Here is a 17,316-nt window from a genome sequence, read left to right as displayed (position 1 = left end):
TTTTGACGCAATTCCGGACCGAAAACCGTATACACTTTCCTGGAATCGCTCGAACTGCCGGAGAAGCAAGCGCCGTGGTTTCGAAAGCCGAGTTCGAAGGCCGCACTGTCGTTGTCACGGGCGCCGGCGGTGGCCTCGGCTCGGCGATCGTCGCATTGCTGGCCGGAAGAGGCGCGCGGGTGATCGGCTGCGATCAATCGGAGGAGGCGCTGGCAAGCCCGCACCTCGCCTCGCGCCATGTCTTCAACCTTCTCGACCGGGTTTCGGTCGAGGCAGCCGTCGCGGCCGTGCTCGACAAGGACGGCGTGCCCGACATCCTGATCAACAATGCCGGCTGGACGCGCGCGGAGACGCTCGGCGCATTGACGGCCGACAGGATAGAGCAGGAACTCGACCTCAACCTGACCGGCGTGATGACTTTTGCCGACCCGCTGGTGAAGGCGATGGCGGCGCGCGGTTCGGGCAGCGTCGTCTTCATTTCTTCCGTCAACGCCATCGCCCATTTCGGCAATCCTGCCTACGCCGCCGCCAAGGCCGGTATCAACGCCTATGCCAAGGCGATCGCCGTCGAGCTCGGCCGCAGCGGCGTTCGCGCCAATGTCGTCTGTCCGGGATCGATCCGTACCGCCGCCTGGGACCATCGCCTGGCCAAGAACCCCGACATTCTCGGCAAGCTCCAGCGGCTCTATCCGCTCGGCCGCATCGTCAATGCCTCGGAGGTGGCGGAAGCCGTGGCGTTTCTTGCCTCCGACCGGGCGTCCGGCGTAACGGGCGTGGTGATGCCGGTGGATGCCGGCCTGACCGCCGGCTGCCTGCCGTTCATCGACGACATAGTGGGAGCGTGACCATGACCGACGTCCAGTTCCGCGACCTTTCGAAATCCTTCGGCCAGCACAGCATCCTCGAGAACATCGACCTCGACATCGAGAGCGGCGAATTCGTCGTGCTGGTCGGCCCGTCCGGCTGCGGCAAGTCGACCTTGCTGCGCATGCTGGCCGGACTGGAAACGATAAGCTCGGGCGATCTCGTCATTGGCGGCGTGCGCGCCAACGACCTGCCGCCGCAGCAGCGCAACATCGCCATGGTCTTCCAGTCGTATGCGCTGTTTCCGCATCTCAAGGCCTCCGACAATATCGGCTTCGGACCGAAAATCCGCGGCGAGAGCCGCGCCGCGGTCGAGGACAAGGTCAAGAAGGCATCCGGCGTCCTCAACCTGTTCTCCTATCTCGACCGTTACCCCCGGCAATTGTCGGGCGGTCAGCGCCAGCGCGTCGCCATGGGCCGCGCCATCGTGCGCGAACCCTCGGTCTTCCTGTTCGACGAACCGCTATCCAACCTCGACGCGCAATTGCGGGTGCAGATGCGCACCGAGATCAAGGCGCTGCACCAGAGACTGAGATCGACGGTCGTCTATGTCACCCACGATCAGATCGAGGCCATGACCATGGCCGACCGCATCGTGGTGATGGATCGCGGCCGGATCCAGCAGGTCGGGCCGCCACTGGAGCTCTATGACCGGCCGGCCAACAAGTTCGTTGCCGGCTTTCTCGGCTCGCCCTCGATGAGTTTCGTTTCCGGGTCCCTCAAGACGACGGCCACGAACAGCTGGTTCGAATCGACCGGCGGCGGAAAGCTTGCGCTTGCCGGCAAAGAGGTGCGGACAGGCGGCGCGGTGGAGGCCGGCATCCGGCCCGAACATTTTGTCATCGGCGAAGCTGCCGATGCCATGACCATCAAGGTGGACGTCGTCGAGCCGACGGGCTCCGAAACGCATGTCTACGGCGCTATCGGCAACGATACGGTGCGCGTCGTCTTCCGAGACCGGATGCAGGTGAAGCCCGGCGACCGCCTGCCGGTCTCGGTCGAGCCGCGCAACGTCCATCTTTTCGACAAGGCGACGGGCCTGCCTCTATGAAAGCACAAGCGTGAAGACACCGGCATGAAGACACCGGCCGACATCATCACCCGGTTGCAGCTGATGTCGCAGGACGGCACCAAGTCGGATCGCCGGCTGGCGGGCCTGGTCCTGTCCGATCTCGATTTCGCCTCCAAGGCGGCGATCTCGGAGATCGCCGCGCGCGTCGGCGTCAGCGAGCCGACGGTGACCCGCTTCTGCCGCAATCTCGGCTGCGAAGGCCTGCGCGACTTCAAGTTCTATCTGGCGCAGGCGATCGCCATTGGCGGACAGTATCTGTCGCCCGAGCCGCTGAGCCGCGACGCCCGCGAGCAGCGCATCGCATCGGCCATCACCGAGGCGGCGATATCGGCCATCCAGCGCGCCAGCGAAAACCTCGACATGACGACGCTGGTCGATGTCGCCGCGCGCATTGCCACGTCAGGCAACGTGCTGTGTGTCGGCTCCGGCGGCATTTCCTCGATGATGGCGACCGAGATGCAGAACCGGCTGTTCAGGCTGGGCCTGCCGGTGCTGGCGCAGATCGACGGGCAATTGCAGCGCATGTACGCCGCCGTGGCCACGCCCGACACCACGCTGGTCGCCTTCTCGGTTTCCGGCTATGCACGGTCGGTCATCGAGGCGGTGCAGGTCGCGCAGCAATATGGCGCCACAACGGTCGCCGTCACCGCGCCGGACTCGGCATTGGCCAGGGCCGCCGACACCGTCATCCATTTGCAGCCGCTCGAGGACGGCAACATCTACAAGCCGACATCGTCGCGCTATGCGCTGCTGGCGATCGTCGACATGATCGTCACGTCGGTGGCCGAGACGCGCGGCCCGAAGGTGCTGGAGAATTTGCGCCGCATCAAGCAGAGCGTGAACACGCTGAAGGTCGACGATCCGCGTTTGCCGCTGGGCGATTGAACTTCAGGCCGAAGCACTGAGCGCCTCGATACGCTGCATCAGCACCTGGGGTTCACCCGTCACGCGCAGCGTCTTGAGCCGTGCCGTGCCGCCGACGACAACCGAAACGGCCGAGGCCGGCACTCCAAGCGTCTTGGCGGCCAGCTTCTCCAGCGCTTGATTGGCGGCGCCGTTTTCGGGCACGGCGCGGACCCGTGCCTTCAAATGGCTTCGCCCATCAGCCGATCTCTCTATGCCTTCGAACCTGTCCATGGAAGACTTCGGTGTCAGCCGGACGAACAATTCGATGCCGTTCTCGCGGATGCGGAACGGGGCACTCATGCGAGCATCGGGTTCACAGCACCAGCGGTGCCACGGTGGTGAGCAGGAACTGCCTGAGGAAGAACAGGATCAGCAGCAGGATGATCGGCGAGATGTCGATACCGCCAAGGTCCGGCATGAAACGTCGGATCGGCCTGAGCGCCGGTTCGGTCAGCCGGTAGAGCATATTGCCGATGCTGCCGACAAACTGGTTGCGCGAGTTGACGACGTTGAAGGCATAGAGCCAGGAAAAGATCGCCGAGATGATGATGACCCACCAATAGAGGTCGAGCGCCATGACGATTGTTTGAATGAGGGCGAGCATGCCGGTCTCCAATTGTTGCCGACATGTAGCCATTGCGCGCGAAACCGGCAAGGGCAGGCTTCGGCCGCCAGGATTTCGGCAAAACGTCGCCTTGACAGAAAACTGCCGTGCCCGATAAATGCGCCATCCGCTGGACGGGGCTGTAGCTCAGCTGGGAGAGCGCGTCGTTCGCAATGACGAGGTCAGGGGTTCGATCCCCCTCAGCTCCACCAGCGGGATAGTCGTTTTCTTCTCTTCGCTGCATTGCAACAGCCGAACCCACGTCGGTGGCTACGGTGCGAAATGTCACGACACTGGCGCCCTTTTCCGTCCATCATGAAGGATTGCGAGAGCCTTCCGGGGCAAACGCCTGTCAATTGGACTTATGGCGGTGATCGCTATGGAATCGCGCTATTTTTTTTGGAATCCACCCCATTAGAGTGACATTACCAAATCAGTTTTTTCTGTGTGTTGTAGCAAGGCGTTTCGGTGGGGGCGGCTGACGGCGCTATACGGATTTGGAAGTCGATATGAAGAACCCGCCCGCGGAAGCAAAACGTGTCAATTCGCGAGTATCTCGCTGCAAATCTCAGACGGCTCTGTAAGGAGCATGCCTCGGTAAGCGCGGTATGCCGGGAACTGGGCATCAATCGCACGCAGTTCGAACGCTACCTTCAGGGACAGACCGTTCCGAACAAGGCGACAGCCAAGCTGATCTGCGACTATTTCCGCATCGACGAAGCCGAATTGTACCGGGAACCGGGCGCGCCGAAGCCTGCGGTTCGTGGCCTGCCACCGATTTCCGAAAGCCTGTTCAACCAAATGATCCGGCCGCCCGCCCCGTCGATCGCGGGCGGCACCTACTTCACCTATTTTTCGATCCCGGCCCGCCCCGACCTGTTGATGCGGTCGGTGACCTTCGTGCGGCGCGACGCCGAGCTGGTGACGTTCCGAAGGGTTACCGGATGGTCGGAGCGCCGGGGAACGACGTGGGCGCGGGCGCGCGGCAATCATTACGGCGTGGCGATCTCGCGCCTGAACTGGATCTACTTCAGCGGCGTCAATCGCCGCCAGACCGGTGAACCATCGCTGATCTCGGTGCAGTGGGCTCCCATCTCGGAACCGGTACTGATTGGCAAGGCCATGCTTCTGACGGAAGCCGGGCCGGCCTTCGTGTCGGTCATCATGCGGCAGGACGTATCCATCGGCCCGCGGCAGGCGATCCGCATGGCGCACGTCGTCAAGCTCGACGACCCGAGCCTCGACCAGCTCGTGGTCAGCCTCGCTCGGGAGGGGCTGGACTGATCGCGTCAGAATCTTCCCTTTTACGCTAAATAAGAATAACTCTATCCGGAAATAGCGTATGCCGGCAGTCATCTACTCCGTATGTGAGTAAAATCGATTTTTTGTACTTTAGGGCTAAGAAAGATAATTTAGATTAATGCAGTTTTACTACCATTTTAACAAACCATTAACTCTTTCGATCTTACCTTCCGCCCGTGGATCCCGTTTTTGGGGATCTTTTCAACAGATCCCATTTGGGGGTCAGGAAGGGATGAAAATGGCGAAGAAAGTGAACACTGCTCCGAAGCTGACGATTGCCGCAGGCACCCAGACCGTCTTCTTTTCGCAGGGCATGCACTACAACAAGCGCTGAGCTGCCCGAGGCGCCGGCGACGGTTGTTCGTCGGCGCCTCGCCTTCGCAATGACATTTCTGCATTCGGCTTTCGGCATCATGAAAATGCGCTCCGCAAAAACGCTTGTCTTCTACCCCGGCGCCAACAAGGTCACGGCGTGCAATTTCCTGACCAGAAGCGTCTTCGAATGCAGTTCCGAGGTGATCGGTCTTCTCGCATCCTGGGACAAATGGGCATCCGCCGCGGAGATCGCGCGGGACCACGGATGGTCGCGATCAGAGCTGGATGCCGTCATCCCCCAATTGCTCGATTTTTCCGCACTGGTGACCGCCGGGTCGCAACTGGCCGAACAGGAGAGCCAATTCTCGGGACAATGGAACTGGGGCATTCCGACCGCGCTGATGCATTTCTGCGTCCAGGACAGCGAGTTCATGACCATCGAACAGGCGGAGGCACGGCAGATCGAACGCGCCGGTCACACCGTGCAGCCCGACCTCGTGCTCAGGAATTCCGCGGCGGCCATCCGGCTGCCGGACGCGCTGGACGACAATGAACTCATTGCCCTGATGGCGCAGCGTCGCACGAACCGAACGGCGGCGGCGCCCACCATCACCGCGAAACAGCTTTCCGACTGTCTGTTCGCGGGCATGGGCATCACCGGCGAGACCAGCAACTGCGTTGGCGCCCTGCCGCTGGGCATGACCCCTTCCGGCGGCGCGAGAAATCCCTACGAAGCCTATGTGGTCGCGCCGGCGGTGGAAGGGCTGGAACCCGGCGTCTATCACTACTCGGCTGTCGGACACGATCTTGAAAGGATTTCGGCGAACCACCTGCCGAAAATCTCCGAGCTGGTCGGCGGACAGGAATGGGCCGACCCCATGCCCTGCCTGGTCCTGCTCTGCGCAAGGCTCGACCGCACCATGTGGAAGTATGAGGACGCCAACGCCTATCGTGTCGTGCTGATCGAAGCTGGCCATATCGGCCAGAACATGATGCTTGCAGCGACCAGGCACGGCCTGTCGGCCTGCCCGACCGCGGCGCTCAGCCACTCGGCGATCAAGCGCTTGCTCGGCCTCGACCGGCTCACCGACGCGCCCATCTACGCCTTGACCCTGTCTATCCCGGAAACCAATCCGCGCCTGGCAGCGCGGTCAATCAATTAGCCGATTGATTATGTTCAGAGTGCCCGGTGAGGGGGTCCCCTGAATTCCACCACATCACAGGAGCAGCACGTGGCCAACCAATCCCTACGCCAGTCCGAGATCGATAGTCTCCAATATATCGCGTCGATGGCCAATGAGCTGGTGCAGATGGCCGAAGCAAGCCGTTTCCCCATGATCTCCTATCTGCTGGGCATGGCTTATGCCGAGGCCTTCGACGTCCTTCGCGGCGCCCGGCCGGCCAGGCATCCGCAGCTCAGCGGCAATTCGATGCACCCCAGGACGCAGGCGAAAGACAATCGCGTCCAGCCGAGGAGGGCATAGCCAGATGCAGCCATCATCTCTGTGGCGTGCCCCGGGACGTGCGCGGCAAGGCCTGCTGCCGTCCTTGAGGAAGGCCGCCGTCGGCTTGACCGCATCGAGATGGCCGATTGGTTGGAACACGCGGGCGCAGAGGCAACATCATCCAACGCCGGCCGGCCGATGCCGCCGCGATCCCTGCAATGATCGCCCGCAGCCCGCCGAACCGGCCTTTATGCACGACGACCTGAGGGGAACCCACAAATGAACATGATCGCAGCCATCAAAAGCGCCGATGTCGGTGAAAATGTCTTCAGCCGCCTCCATGCCCTGATCGCCAGCCGGCCGGCATCGCCGGATGCGGCGCGCCTGCAAGCGCGCCAACTGGTTTCCACGGCGATAGCCGAGACCTGGCAGGCCGACAGTCTCTGGGGCGCGGTGGATGCCTTCCATGCCCATTTCGACTTCATGATGCAGACCATCGAGATCAACGGCGCCGACGATCCGAACCTCAGGATCCTGCGCATGAGATGCCGCTTCTACCTCGAGCAGGTCGAGGCCCTGTGTCTGTCGATGAGCTATCGGTAGGCCGACCGTTCGACCTTGCTTTGATCCGTGTATGTCGTTTCTCCTGAACCGGGTTCAGTCTTGGGCGACATGCATCAGTTCCGAAGGCTGAATACGAATGGCGCCGTGCGGCTGACGCGCGAACCCAGCTCCGGCGGCGGCGGCGGCACGGTGGCGCCCTGCAGCACGGCGAGCGCGGCGCGGTCGAGGTCGGGATCGCCCGAGGAGCGGACGACGCGCGCCGACGTCACCCGGCCTGAGGCGTCCACCGTGAAGGTGACGTTCGCATTGCCTTGCGAGCGTCGCGATTTCGCGGCGCTCGGATAGCGCGTATGCCGCTTGATCCATGACAGCAGCCGCGATTCCCAATTGGCCGGGCTGACGCCGGACGCCCCGGACGCCGATTTCGGCGCCGCTGTCCTGGCGGCGGGCTTTGCTTCCGCGCTCGCGGCGGTTACCGTCTTCGGCGGCGGCGCCTTATCCTTCTTCGGCTTGGGCTTCTCGACGGGCTTTTTCACCTTGGCCTGGACGGATTTCTTTTCCCTGGGCGTCTCGACCGGCTTCGGCTGCGGCAGCGGCACGACGACGTCAGGCGCGACCGTCTCGACCATGTCAGGGACGATCTCTTCAAGCGGGGGTTGGTCGGCCGGCTCAGCCCGCGTCGTTTCAGTCGGTTCGGTCGTGTCAGGCGGCGTTGCATCCGGCTCGGCAACGGGCTCCGCTTGCTCGACCATTTTCTCGGGCTCGGCTTCGGCGGCCTTTTCGGTGTCCTCGACCGGCTCGGCCTGGTCGGGCACAGCGGCGTCCAACATCGCGGCTTGTTCGGGCACGGCCGGCGTCGCGACCATCGGCGCCATCTCGATGGCCAGCGCCGGCGGCGCCCCGCCATCCGCCGGGTCGACCGGGCTGAAGCTCTGCACCGCATAGGCGACGGCAACATGCGCCCCAAGCACCAGCGCGGCCGCAACCGCCCACAGGCCGAGGTCGCGCCAGCCGAGGCGCGACAGCTCCACCGTGGGCGAGGCGGCCGCTTGCCCGGTCATGGACCAGCGGCTCCGCCTGGATCCGCTGCGGGAGCACCGCCGGCGGGCGCAGCCTCCAGGCCGACCAGGGCGATCTTCAGATAGCCGGCGCCGCGCAGCAGGTTCATCGCCTCCATAAGGTCGCCATAGGCAACCGCCTTGTCGGCGCGAAGGAAGATGCGCGTCTGCTTGTCGCCTTTGGTCCTGCCGTCCAGCGTGGCGGCGAAAACCTGGCGCGGCACGGTGTCATTGCCGATCGCTAGCGAGAGGTCATCCTTCAACGTCAGGAACAGCGGCGTCTCCGGCCGCGGCGCCGGCGTCGCGGTCGAGCCCGGCAGGTCGACATTGACATCAACCGTCGCCAGGGGTGCTGCGACCATGAAGATGATCAGCAGCACCAGGATGACGTCGATGAAGGGCGTGACATTGATCTCGTGGCTTTCCTCGAGATCGTCGTCCATGGCCTGACGGATGCGGCTGCCCATGGTCTTGCCCCGCTACTGCGCCGCCAGCGCCGTTGCCGGCGCCACCGTGCGGAAATCGAGGTCGCGGCTGACCAGCCGCTCGACGCCAGCCGAGGCGTCGGCGAGGATCTGCCGGTAGCCGGCTATCGAGCGCGCAAAGACGTTGTAGATGACGACGGCCGGTATCGCGGCGACGAGCCCCATTGCGGTGGCGAGAAGGGCTTCGGCAATGCCCGGCGCCACCACCGCCAGATTGGTGGTCTGCGCCTGCGAAATGCCGATGAAGGCGTTCATGATGCCCCATACGGTGCCGAACAGACCGACGAAAGGCGCGGTCGAGCCGATTGTCGCCAGCAGGCCGGTGCCGCGCGACATGCGTCGCGCCGCCGCCGCCTCGATGCGTGTCAGGCGCGAGGCGACCCGCTCCTTCAGCCCGTCGCCGCCGGCATGGTCGAGCGCGCCGGCCGAAAGCGCCGATTCTTCCTCCGCCGCCCGCACCAGCAGGGCGCCGGTGCCGCCGTTGCGGCCGAGCGCGCGGCTCGCCTGCTTCAGCGTCGCGGCATTGCCGATGGCCCGCGCGGCGCGACGAGCGCCAAGCTTGCCGGCAAGCACTTCCAGCGACTTGGCCAGCCATATCGTCCAGGTGACGAGCGAGGCGAAGGCCAGCCCGATCATCACCGCCTTGACGATGATGTCGGCAGCCATGAACATGCCCCATGGCGACAGATCGTGCGGCAAGCTCAGCGCCGGCGAGGGCTCGGCCGCCGTACCGGCCCCGGCTTGCGGCTGTGCAGGCGCTAGGGCTCCCACGGGAGCGGCGGGCGCGGCCGGCGATGGTGCTGGCGCCGTAATGGTGGCGGGCGTGCCGCTTGCCGGCTGCTCCTGCGCCGGCGCGCTGGCGGCCGCCAGCATGGCGGATGCAAACAGCGCTGCGACCAAACCGGTTCTCGACATCGTCTTCTTCCTCGTTCTCACAGCCGCCGGTCTCCCCCGCCGTGGCGCTGAAGCGTCACTGGACGTAGCCGACGGGCTGGCCTGTGACGGGGTGCGCGAACACGCCCATCTCGACCCCGAAAATGCCCTTGAGCACATCGCCTTGCATGATTTCGCCGGGCGTGCCGCGCGTCAGCAGCCTGCCGTCCTTCAGGGCAATCAGCTCGTCGCAATAGCGCGCCGCCATGTTGGGATCGTGCAGCACCACGACGACGCAAAGGTCGCGCTTGCGGCTGAGATCCCTGACCAACCCAAGCACCTCGACCTGATGGGCGATGTCGAGCGCCGAGATAGGCTCATCGAGCAGCATGACGCCGGCATTCTGCGCCACCAGCATGGCGAGCCAGGCGCGCTGGCGCTCGCCGCCCGACAGCTCGTCGACCAGCCGGTCGGCAAAGCCGGCCATGTCGGTCAGGGCCAGCGCTTCCTCGACATGCCGTCTGTCGTCCTGGCCGAAGCGGCCGAGCGCGCCATGCCACGGATAACGTCCGAGCGCCGCCAGCTCGCGCACGGTCAAGCCGGTCGCCGCCGGCGTCGTCTGCGGCAGATAGGCAAGCGCCCGCGCCAGTTCGCGCGCACCCCACTGGGCCAAAGGCCGCCTGGCGAAGGTGATGGCGCCAGAGCTTGCCGGCTGCTGGCGCGCCAAAAGCTTGACCAGCGTCGACTTGCCGGACCCGTTGTGGCCGATCAGCCCGTAGACGCGCGCACACTGCAATTCGAGCGAAACCGGACCGAGCAGCGTCCGCTCGCCCACGGCAAAGCGCAACGCGTCGATGTGGAAAGCAGTCTGGGTGTCAATTCCGGTCAAGGTCCGTCTCCAGTACGGCTGCGGGCATGTCATCAATCCGGTTTTCGGCAGCCGTGCCCGGTTGACTATGAAACATGACTTTACTAGTCAACAATGAAGTTGAGTTTTTGCATCAACAAAACATCGTGACGCCTGATGCCGCTTCGAATTTCAGGCAAGGAAGCGTTTCCGTGAAGCGATGAACCGCTCTAAGGTCTTCGCTGAAACAGGAAACCGCGCATGATCAAGGCGACACCCTTCGATTTTCCCTATGACGGCAGGCTGGTGGCCGAGAACACCGCGCTGGTCGTGATCGACCTGCAGCAGGATTTCCTGTCGACGACGGGTTACTTCGCCAGGAAGGGATATGATCCGTCGCCGTTGAGAGCGATCCTGCTCGCGGTGAGCCGGCTGATCGCCGCTGCCCGCGAGGCGGGCGTCAGCATCGTCCATACAAGGCAGGGCTACCGGGCCGACATGGCCGACATGACGCCGTACGAGAAATGGCGCCGCAGGCGGGCCGGCCTCGACGGCACCGAGATCCTGCTTCGTTCGGGTCCGGGTTTTCAGATCGTTCCGGAGATCAACGTCGCGCCGCAGGACATCATCGTCGACAAGACCTGCAACGGCGCCTTCACCTATACGGATTTCGAGCTCGTGCTGCGCGCGCGAGGCATCACGCATCTTCTGTTTTGCGGATGCACTACGGATGTCTGCGTGCACACGACGCTGCGCGAAGCCTGCGATCGCAACTTCCAGTGCCTGACGATCTCCGACGCCTGCGCCAGCGGCGACAGACGGGCGCATGAGGCGGCCCTTCACATGGTGACGGTCGAAGACGGCGTCTTCGGCGTGCTGGCGGATTCTGGTGCAGTCATTGAAGGCCTGTCACGGCTGGGTAGCAAGGCGCGTTAAAGGATTAGGTACCGCAGAGCAGCCTCGCACGTCATAGACACGGCAGGATAGCACCCTCCGGCAGGCCAGAGCGGTTGGAAAGGAAATTTCTCCGCAGTTCAGCCCGTTGCCCGTGTTTCCAGTCCCGTGCGCTGCGCGAAAGCCCCATGCTGGAACTCGCCGCTTTCACGCCGCGCCAGCGAATTGCGCAGCAGCGCGATCGTCTCGCGGCCGACTGTCGCGATCTCGCGCGGCGTGTCGACACCGACGATCATGAATTCATCGATGCCGAGAGCCGCGTAAGCAAGCAGCGACAGGGCGGCCTGGGCCGGCGGACCGGAGACATCGACCGCCTTGTGCCCTGCCGAGGAAATTCCCCGGTGGATGCGGACCGGAAGGGCGAAGCGTAGTCTGGCGGCCCGGCCATGTTCGGCGGCGGCGCCGCGCACACGCTCCATCAACTGCCTGACATCGTCGATCGAACCGGGCGCCAGTTCGAAGACGTCGGCATGCCGGCCGGCCATTTTCAGTGCCGTGCCGGACTGCCCGCCCATGCGGATGACGAGGTCGGCACCATGAGGCCCCTTGCGCGGAACATAGCCGCCCTTGATGCTGTAGAACGCGCCTTCATGGTCGAAAGGCCGCTCGTTCGACCATAGCCGCTTCAACAGAACCAGATACTCGTCGATGCGCTGCCAGAGGACACCGTGTCCGACCGGACGCGCTTCGGCATCGTCGTCGCTTAACGGCTCGCTGATCATCCTGAGCGCCAGGCGGCCGCCGCTGCGGGCGTCGATCGAGGCAAGCTGCCGCGCCGCCACGGTCGGTTCGACCACGCCGGCCCAATGGGTGAGGACCACTTCCAGCGACGAGCTGCGGTCCAGCACCTGGGCGGCAAGATCCATATTGGTCAGCAGGCCGGCCGGATCGTCGACGACGAGGTTGCGGAAACCGCCATCCTCGATCAGCGCCAGCCTGGTCGCCGTCTCGGCAAAGTCGTAGAAAAAGGAAACTGCGCTATCGGCAGGATAGGTCTTGCCGGGCACATGCGTGAATTCGATCGGCATTGCCATCTCCTCCATCTCTGGAATCACGGATGCGGTCAAATACGAATCAATGGCGCACGCGAAAGCGCACCGCGATCCGGTTCATTCAACTCCGATTGCCTGAAGGCGGTGGGTCGTCAGCCTGGCCGGACCACGGCTCAGGGAATGAGGCCCAGAACAACAGCCCCGGTGAACACGAACGCAAGGGCAAAGACGACATAGGCGAAAGCACCGGCATAGGCCGGGCGGAAGCTCTGGGCATTGGCCAGCCTCTGGCCGCTGCTGCGGGTCTCGGTGTTCTGCATATAGGACATGTCGACCTCCGTCTCGCCGGTTAATCTATAAAAGTTGTAGACTTTGTCGATTGCTATTTTTCGGCCATGCGCAGAATTTTTTTCTAACAGCGCCGTGAGAACTGGCGCTGAGTTGCTGCAGAGCGGCATCGGCGTGATCGACGGACATGGCAGCGTCGGTTTCACTTCCGGCGCTCGACGGCGCTTCACTTGCCGATCCATTCGTGCATTGGCTGCCCCGCGCGGGCAGGATAGCATCGCGGCAGAGCGACAATGCGAGATCGTCCAAAGGACATTTGGGAGGAGCAAGGAAATGGGAGCAAGACTGGCCGGCAAGGTCGCCATCGTTTCGGGCGGCGCGACGGGAATGGGCGGGGCGGCCTCGGAACTGTTCGCGGCGGAAGGCGCAAAGGTGGCGATCATCGACCGCAATGGCGAAGCGGCGGCAGCCACCGCCGCGGCGATCCGGGCGCGCGGCCAAATCGCGGAGCATTTTGTCGCCGACGTTTCCGACGAGGCGCAGGTCGAGGCGGCCGTGAAGGGCGCGGCCGAGAAGTTCGGCGCGGTTACCGTCCTGTTCAATCATGCCGGCACCATCGTGATAAAGCCGTTCCTGGAGACCAGCGTGCAGGAATGGGACTGGCTGCATGCCGTCAACGTGCGCTCGATGTTCCTGATGACCCGCGCCGTGCTGCCCGGCATGATCGCGGCCGGCGGCGGCTCGATCGTCTGCACCTCGTCGATCTCGGCGGTGGCGGCGACGCCGAACGAAGTGCTCTATGACACCACCAAGGGCGCCTGTCACATGTTCGCGCGCGCCATCGCCGTGGAATTCCGCGACCGCAACATCCGCTGCAACGCCGTCTGCCCCGGCTTCATCCGCACACCGCATGGGCTGCGCGAGGTCGCCGATCTGGGCAAGCTCGGCGTCGATGTCTCCGACGCGGCGCTGGCTGCGCAGCAGGGGCGGATCGGCGAACCGGAAGAGGTGGCAAAGGCGGCGCTGTACCTCGCCAGCGACGAATCGAGCTTCGTCAACGGGGCCCATCTGTTCGTCGACAATGGTTTTACCGCGATGTGAGGTGTCCCAAAGGTCCAGGGTCTTCGTCCCAAGCCCTACTCGTCTATCGTTCTTCCCGTCGAAACGGCTTCAGCAGCGCCGACGGCGCCACCGCGTTGCGCGACATCACCGCCATGGCGACGATGGTGAAGATGAAAGGCAGCATCAGGAACGCCTCGTAGGGAATATGCCCGAGACCACTCGCCTGCATGCGCAACTGCAAGGCATCGACAAAGGCGAATAGCAGCGCGGCGCCCGCCGAGCGCCACGGGTCCCAGCGGCCGAACACGACCAGGGCGATCGCCACCCAGCCGCGCCCCGAGATGACGCCGAAGGTGAAGGCGTTGAACTGCGCCATCGACAGAAAGGCGCCGGCCAGCCCCATCAGCGCCCCGCCGAGAATGACCGCCTGGAAGCGGGTGACAATGACGCTGACGCCGGCGGAGTCGGCGGCGCGCGGGTTTTCGCCGACCATGCGCACCGACAGCCCCCATGGCGTGCGGTAGAGCACGAAGGCGGCGATCGGGATGGCCAGGATCGCCATGTAGACCAGCGCGAACTGGTTGAACACCGCCGGCCCAAGCACGGGAATCTCGGAGAGGACCGGGATCGGCAGCGTCTGAAAACCCTTGATGCTCGGCGGCACCGATTGCTGGCCGAAGATCAGCCGGTAGAGGAAATAGGCCAGACCCGACGCAAGCAGCGTCACGCCGATGCCGCAGACATGCTGGCTTAAGCCCAGCGCCACCGTGAACAGCGCATGCAGCGCCCCCATCAGCATGCCGGTCAGCACCGCCGCCAGGACGCCCAGCCACAGGTTGCCGCTGAGGCTGGCGGCGGTGAAGCCGGCCATTGCCGACAACAGCATGATGCCTTCGATGCCGAGATTGAGCACGCCGGCGCGCTCGGAGAACATTTCGCCAAGCGTGGCGAAAGCCAAGGGCGTGGCGATGCGGATGATGGCGGCCAAGAAGCCGACCTGGAAGATCTGTTCGAACACCGCGCTCATTGGGCGGCTCCGACGCGGCGGATGCGATAGGCGGTGAACAGCAGCGCCACCAGCATGGCAAGCAGTGCCGTGCCCTGGATGACATCGCTGAGGAAGGCCGGCACGCCGGTCGCGCGCGACATCGCCTCGGCGCCGGTCATCACGGCAGCCAGGAAGATTGCCGCCGGCACCACGCCGAGCGGGTTGAGCCGCGCCAGCATTGCAACGACGATGCCGGAATAACCGTAGCCCGGCGAGATGTCGCTCATCACCTGAAAATGCACGCCAACCTCGCCGACGCCGGCGAGCCCGGCTAGCGCACCGGACAGCAACGCCGTCGAGAGCAGCACCCGCTGGACATTGATGCCGCCATATCTGGCCGCTTCCGGATTTTCGCCGGTGACCCGGATCTGGAAGCCGAGCGTGGTGCGCACGATCAGGAACCAGATCAGCGGTGCCGCGATAAGCGCCACGATGACGCCGAGATGCAGCCGCGTGCCCTCGATCAGCACCGGAAAATTGGCCGAATCCTCAATCGGAGGCGAGATCGGATAGCCACTGAAACTATCCTTCCATGGCCCTTCGATCAGCGCCATCAGCGCGTAATAGATGACCGAATTGAGCAGCAGCGAACTGACGACGTCGTCGACCTTGAATTTCACCCGCAGCGTTGCCGGCACGAGCGCGACGGCTGCACCGGCCGCGGCGCCTGCCACTGCCATCAAAAGCATGGCGAGCGGTCCCGGCATCGGAATCGCGCCGACGAAGCAGCTCGCCACCGCGCCGGCAAGCAGTTGCCCTTCGGCGCCGATGTTCCAGAATTTGGCGCGGAAGGCGACAGCCACCGCCAGCCCGGTGAAGATCATGGGCGCGGCGCGCACCAGCGTTTCGGTGATCGCATAGCTGTCGCCGAGCGAAGCCGTGAACATAACGCCGTAGGATTCGAGCACGCCGGCGCCGGCCAGCGCGATCAGGCCGCTGCACAGCACCAGCGCGGCACCGATCGCCAGCAGCGGCAATGCGAGGTTGAACCAGGCTGGCGTCGAGCTGCGGACTTCGAGGCGGAACATCAGCTATGGCCCTCCGCCCCGGTCATCAGCAGCCCCAGCCGTGCGATCGTCGCCTCGGCGCTGGGAAGCGTGCCGGCGATGCGGCCCTCATACATCACCGCGATGCGGTCGCAGAGCACGAGCAACTCTTCCAGATCCTCGCCGATGACGATGATGCCGCAGCCCTTGGCGCGCATGTGGAGGAATTTTTCATGGATGAAGCGGGCGGCTCCGATGTCGAGGCCGCGCGTCGGCTGCGAGACGATAAGCACCTTCGGATCGAAGGCGAGCTCGCGCGCCAAAAGCGCCTTCTGCAGATTGCCGCCGGACAGGGCGCCGGCGCGCGTCATCGGCCCGGGGCATCTGATATCATAGGCCTTGATCTGCGCCTCGGCGAAGGCGCGGATCGCATCCGGCTTGAGCAGGCCCTTGCTGCTGAAAGCGGCGGTGCCGATGCGCGGCAGCACCATGGAATCGGCGAGCGGCAAATTGGTGACCAGTCCCGTCGTCATGCGGTCTTCCGGGATGCGGCCAAGGCCCAGCGCCTGCACCTCGCGCGGCGAGAAGCGAGACACTTTCTGTCCCGCAATCGTCATCAGGCCGGCATCCGGGGCTCGCACGCCCGAGATCACCTCCGCCAGTGCCCGCTGGCCATTGCCGGAGACACCGGCAATGCCGAGGATCTCGCCGGCGCGCACGGAAAGCGACACATCGCGCAGCGGCGTGCCCGAATGGCTCGAGGTGGAAATGCCGTCGAGAGTGAGCACCGCTGCCCCCGGCGTCGACGGCCCCTTGGCCGGCGGCACGATCTCGTGGCCGCACATCAGTCGCGCCATTTCCGCCGACGTGGTGTTGGCCGGATCGTCGACGCGGCCGGCGACGCGGCCATGCCGCAGCACCGTGCAGCGATGGGTGAGCGCGCGCACCTCGTTGAGCTTGTGCGAGATGAAGATGATGCCCAGGCCCTGCGCCGCCATCGACCGCAAGGCCGAAAACAGCCCGTCGACTTCGCTCGGCGCCAGCACCGCGGTCGGCTCGTCAAGGATCAGCAGTTTTGCGCCGCGAAACAGCGCCTTGACGATCTCGAGACGTTGCTGCTCGCCGACAGACAGCGCCGAGACCGGCAGGCTGGGATCGAGCGTCAGCCCGTGCTGGCGGCTGATTTCAGCCAACCGCGCCAGTCCGCCGGCGCGGTCGATCCGCCCGGATTTGCCTGGTATGCCGATAAGCAGGTTTTCCAGCACCGTAAGCCGTGGCGCCAGGTGAAAATGCTGGTGCACCATGCCGATGCCCGCGGCCAGCGCATCGGCCGAACTGGTGATCCGCACCTTCCGGCCCTGGATGAGGATCTCGCCGGCGTCGGGCGCATAGGCGCCGAACAGCACGTTCATCAGCGTCGTCTTGCCGGCGCCGTTCTCGCCCAGCAAGCCGAGGATCTCGCCGGGCGCCACGCTGAGGTCGACGGCTTCGTTCGCCTTGACGGCGCCGAAACTCTTGGTGATGCCGTGCATTTCGATGAGTGGGGCGGGCAAGGGCGCTCCTGCGGAGATGGCTCTGCTTCACCCTCCCCCTTGTGGGGAGGGTTGGTTTGCGATCGCAGCGAAGCGAAGATCGTAAGACGGGGGTGCGG

General features: G+C 64.5%; 20 protein-coding genes and 1 tRNA gene. 10 read left to right on the top strand and 11 right to left on the bottom strand.

Going from position 1 to position 17,316, the window contains the following annotated elements:
• Positions 1–74: 74 nt before the first annotated feature.
• The 3 genes from FJ940_RS01620 to FJ940_RS01610 are packed head-to-tail and all read left to right on the top strand — an operon-like array spanning position 75 to position 2,821.
• Entirely contained in the window at positions 75–845 is a 771-nt protein-coding gene (locus FJ940_RS01620; RefSeq protein WP_140554803.1) for an SDR family oxidoreductase, read from the top strand.
• Between the two features lie 2 nt (positions 846–847).
• A complete protein-coding gene (gene ugpC, locus FJ940_RS01615; RefSeq protein ID WP_140492509.1) occupies positions 848–1,915 on the top strand; it encodes a sn-glycerol-3-phosphate ABC transporter ATP-binding protein UgpC in 1,068 nt (355 codons plus the stop codon).
• Between the two features lie 24 nt (positions 1,916–1,939).
• Positions 1,940–2,821: a MurR/RpiR family transcriptional regulator gene (locus FJ940_RS01610; RefSeq protein ID WP_140492512.1), complete on the top strand. Its 882-nt coding sequence runs from the start codon at positions 1,940–1,942 to the stop codon at positions 2,819–2,821.
• A gap of 3 nt (positions 2,822–2,824) precedes the next feature.
• Here FJ940_RS01610 and FJ940_RS01605 read toward each other — a convergent pair whose 3' ends face one another.
• Positions 2,825–3,142, bottom strand: coding sequence for a DUF167 family protein (locus FJ940_RS01605; protein WP_140654987.1), 318 nt, complete (start codon positions 3,140–3,142; stop codon positions 2,825–2,827).
• Between the two features lie 13 nt (positions 3,143–3,155).
• Positions 3,156–3,446, bottom strand: a complete 291-nt coding sequence (locus FJ940_RS01600; RefSeq protein ID WP_140492518.1) for a YggT family protein — start codon at positions 3,444–3,446, stop codon at positions 3,156–3,158.
• 136 nt (positions 3,447–3,582) lie between these two features.
• Here FJ940_RS01600 and FJ940_RS01595 point away from each other — a divergent pair.
• From FJ940_RS01595 to FJ940_RS01570, 5 genes are all read left to right on the top strand, one after another.
• Positions 3,583–3,658, top strand: a tRNA-Ala gene (locus FJ940_RS01595).
• A gap of 325 nt (positions 3,659–3,983) precedes the next feature.
• Positions 3,984–4,730 (top strand): helix-turn-helix transcriptional regulator, encoded by a 747-nt coding sequence (locus tag FJ940_RS01590; protein ID WP_140524635.1) that lies wholly within the window; start codon positions 3,984–3,986, stop codon positions 4,728–4,730.
• A gap of 401 nt (positions 4,731–5,131) precedes the next feature.
• Complete coding sequence (locus FJ940_RS01580; RefSeq protein WP_246670968.1) at positions 5,132–6,226, top strand: SagB/ThcOx family dehydrogenase; 1,095 nt, start codon at positions 5,132–5,134, stop codon at positions 6,224–6,226.
• A gap of 69 nt (positions 6,227–6,295) precedes the next feature.
• Positions 6,296–6,547: a hypothetical protein gene (locus FJ940_RS01575; RefSeq protein ID WP_140492525.1), complete on the top strand. Its 252-nt coding sequence runs from the start codon at positions 6,296–6,298 to the stop codon at positions 6,545–6,547.
• Between the two features lie 240 nt (positions 6,548–6,787).
• Positions 6,788–7,111 carry a hypothetical protein gene (locus tag FJ940_RS01570; RefSeq protein WP_140654984.1) on the top strand — a complete coding sequence of 108 codons (324 nt, stop codon included), beginning with the start codon at positions 6,788–6,790 and terminating at the stop codon, positions 7,109–7,111.
• Positions 7,112–7,185: 74 nt separating this feature from the next.
• Here FJ940_RS01570 and FJ940_RS01565 read toward each other — a convergent pair whose 3' ends face one another.
• From FJ940_RS01565 to FJ940_RS01550, 4 genes are read right to left on the bottom strand one after another with little or no spacing between them, the layout of a single operon-like run.
• Positions 7,186–8,133 (bottom strand): energy transducer TonB, encoded by a 948-nt coding sequence (locus FJ940_RS01565; protein WP_140654981.1) that lies wholly within the window; start codon positions 8,131–8,133, stop codon positions 7,186–7,188.
• The gene (gene exbD, locus FJ940_RS01560) at positions 8,130–8,597 is read right to left on the bottom strand and encodes a TonB system transport protein ExbD (protein WP_140554807.1); all 468 of its coding nucleotides are present in this window, start codon (positions 8,595–8,597) and stop codon (positions 8,130–8,132) included. Before exbD ends, FJ940_RS01565 begins: the two co-directional genes overlap by 4 nt.
• 12 nt (positions 8,598–8,609) lie before the next feature.
• Entirely contained in the window at positions 8,610–9,530 is a 921-nt protein-coding gene (exbB, locus tag FJ940_RS01555) for a tonB-system energizer ExbB (RefSeq protein ID WP_140654978.1), read from the bottom strand.
• 55 nt (positions 9,531–9,585) lie between these two features.
• Positions 9,586–10,377, bottom strand: a complete 792-nt coding sequence (locus FJ940_RS01550; RefSeq protein WP_181167272.1) for an ATP-binding cassette domain-containing protein — start codon at positions 10,375–10,377, stop codon at positions 9,586–9,588.
• 219 nt (positions 10,378–10,596) lie between these two features.
• Here FJ940_RS01550 and FJ940_RS01545 point away from each other — a divergent pair, with 219 nt between their 5' ends.
• Positions 10,597–11,271, top strand: coding sequence for an isochorismatase family cysteine hydrolase (locus FJ940_RS01545; protein WP_140654975.1), 675 nt, complete (start codon positions 10,597–10,599; stop codon positions 11,269–11,271).
• A gap of 98 nt (positions 11,272–11,369) precedes the next feature.
• On the opposite strand, the gene FJ940_RS01540 is transcribed toward FJ940_RS01545, so the two are convergent.
• Positions 11,370–12,317, bottom strand: coding sequence for an LLM class flavin-dependent oxidoreductase (locus FJ940_RS01540; protein WP_140559241.1), 948 nt, complete (start codon positions 12,315–12,317; stop codon positions 11,370–11,372).
• Between the two features lie 137 nt (positions 12,318–12,454).
• Complete coding sequence (locus FJ940_RS01535) at positions 12,455–12,610, bottom strand: hypothetical protein (protein WP_140492547.1); 156 nt, start codon at positions 12,608–12,610, stop codon at positions 12,455–12,457.
• Between the two features lie 292 nt (positions 12,611–12,902).
• Between FJ940_RS01535 and FJ940_RS01530 the strand changes: the two genes are divergently transcribed.
• Positions 12,903–13,670 carry an SDR family oxidoreductase gene (locus FJ940_RS01530; protein WP_140492551.1) on the top strand — a complete coding sequence of 256 codons (768 nt, stop codon included), beginning with the start codon at positions 12,903–12,905 and terminating at the stop codon, positions 13,668–13,670.
• Between the two features lie 43 nt (positions 13,671–13,713).
• Here FJ940_RS01530 and FJ940_RS01525 read toward each other — a convergent pair whose 3' ends face one another.
• The 3 genes from FJ940_RS01525 to FJ940_RS01515 are packed head-to-tail and all read right to left on the bottom strand — an operon-like array spanning position 13,714 to position 17,218.
• Positions 13,714–14,658, bottom strand: a complete 945-nt coding sequence (locus FJ940_RS01525; RefSeq protein WP_140654972.1) for an ABC transporter permease — start codon at positions 14,656–14,658, stop codon at positions 13,714–13,716.
• Complete coding sequence (locus FJ940_RS01520; protein ID WP_140654969.1) at positions 14,655–15,707, bottom strand: ABC transporter permease; 1,053 nt, start codon at positions 15,705–15,707, stop codon at positions 14,655–14,657. The genes FJ940_RS01525 and FJ940_RS01520 overlap by 4 nt, the downstream gene beginning before the upstream one ends.
• Positions 15,707–17,218 carry an ABC transporter ATP-binding protein gene (locus tag FJ940_RS01515; RefSeq protein WP_140625394.1) on the bottom strand — a complete coding sequence of 504 codons (1,512 nt, stop codon included), beginning with the start codon at positions 17,216–17,218 and terminating at the stop codon, positions 15,707–15,709. The genes FJ940_RS01520 and FJ940_RS01515 overlap by 1 nt, the downstream gene beginning before the upstream one ends.
• Positions 17,219–17,316: the final 98 nt, after the last annotated feature.

It is taken from the genome of Mesorhizobium sp. B2-3-7, assembly GCF_006442695.1.
In the GTDB taxonomy this organism is placed as follows: Bacteria; Pseudomonadota; Alphaproteobacteria; order Rhizobiales; family Rhizobiaceae; genus Mesorhizobium.
This window is presented reverse-complemented; position numbering and strand designations above follow the sequence as displayed.